This window comes from Kocuria nitroreducens, assembly GCF_042879195.1.
In the GTDB taxonomy this organism is placed as follows: Bacteria; Actinomycetota; Actinomycetes; order Actinomycetales; family Micrococcaceae; genus Kocuria; species Kocuria nitroreducens.
This window is the reverse complement of record NZ_JBHZTC010000074.1, coordinates 1-1,351: the sequence shown is the minus strand read 5'-3', so window position 1 is coordinate 1,351 and position 1,351 is coordinate 1. Positions and strand designations below refer to the sequence as shown.

Sequence of the window (1,351 nt, the reverse complement as noted above, 5' to 3'; positions counted from 1 at the left end):
TTCGGGAGGCCTCGACCCCTATCCGGCGACCGACGCGCCAACCCGCACTACACCCTCAACTCTGAAGAGCCGGATTTCCGAGGGCGGCTGTTGAGCTCCCGGGCGACGTCGTGGAGATCCTCGACGGTGTGCGCCGACAGGTTGGTGCTTTTCGGAAAGTACTGCCTGAGCAGTGGAGTGGTCCCCGAATGTTGGACTCTTAATTGAACGTTACGCGGTAGCAGGATTCTGGGCGAGGTATTCATCGGGGCTGAGGTAGCCGAGTCTTCGTTGGATGCGGGTGCTGTTCCACCAGTGCAGATACTCGGTGAGCCCGGTGTGGAACTGCTCGATGGTGCCCGGTTGCTGGATCCGGAACCATTCCTCTTTGAGGTGGCTGAAGAACCCCTCCATGGAAGCATTATCCAAGCAGGTTCCCTTACGGGACATCGATTGAGTCAGTCCGGCTTCACGTAGCGTGTTTTGCCAGTGCGGGTGCCGATACTGGAATCCCTGGTCTGAGTGGACGAGGGGTCGCTCGTCCGGGCCAAGACTGTTGATCGCGGTGCGCAGGCCATCGGTGACCATTTTGACGCTCGGAGACGGGCCTGCCATAACAGAGACGATCCGGTTGTCGTGAAGATCAAGGACCGGTGAGACGTAAACCTTGGCGGCGCCGACCGTGAACTCGGTGACGTCGGTGGCCCACTTGGTGTGTTTGGTCGCGGCCTCGAACTGGCGGTTCAACACGTTCTCAGCCGTCTTGCCGACTTCACCGCGGAAGGAGTTGTACCTGCGCCGGCGACGAACCGGGCTCTGCAATCCGAGCCCGCGCATGAGTTTCAGCACGGTCTTCTTCGACACCGTCCACCCCTGCCGCAGCAGCATGGCCAGCACGCGTCGATGCCCGTACGCGCTTCGCGCCTGCGTGAAGGCCTGACGGATGGCTTCTTTGAGCTGGCCGTGACGATCCGGCCGGGTGAGCCGGTTGCGGTGGTCGTAGAACGTGGAGCGGGGAAGCTTTGCCAACTCCAGCAAGAGCGGTAACCGGTGGTGGGCCTTGAGCTCGTCGATCGCTTGGACTTTCAGCGTCGTTGCTGTGATCTCAAGGCCCGCAATTTTCCCAGGTACGCCACCTCCGCACGTAACCGCTCGTTTTCTCGCCGAAGCTGCTCGACCTCGCTCTCGGGGAGAGGATTCTCGCGATTGACCGGTCGTCGGCCCCGCTTCTTCGGACGTAGCCCGTCTTCACCGTCGCGCCGGTAGATTTTCGCCCAGTTCGTGACGGTACCGGGCGAGGGGGTCAAGTCCATTTGCGTGGTGTAACGCAGTCCCCGCGTGATTCTTGGGGTGGTCAGGCGCTGAGGGCCAG

General features: G+C 61.7%; 2 protein-coding genes. Both read right to left on the bottom strand.

What is annotated here, in order from left to right; genetic code table 11:
- Positions 1–210 precede the first annotated feature (210 nt).
- Complete coding sequence (locus tag ACFYE1_RS17405) at positions 211–1,017, bottom strand: IS3 family transposase (RefSeq protein WP_387745800.1); 807 nt, start codon at positions 1,015–1,017, stop codon at positions 211–213.
- Between the two features lie 47 nt (positions 1,018–1,064).
- The coding region (locus ACFYE1_RS17400; protein WP_387745797.1) for a helix-turn-helix domain-containing protein at positions 1,065–1,351 on the bottom strand (287 nt) is incomplete at its 5' end.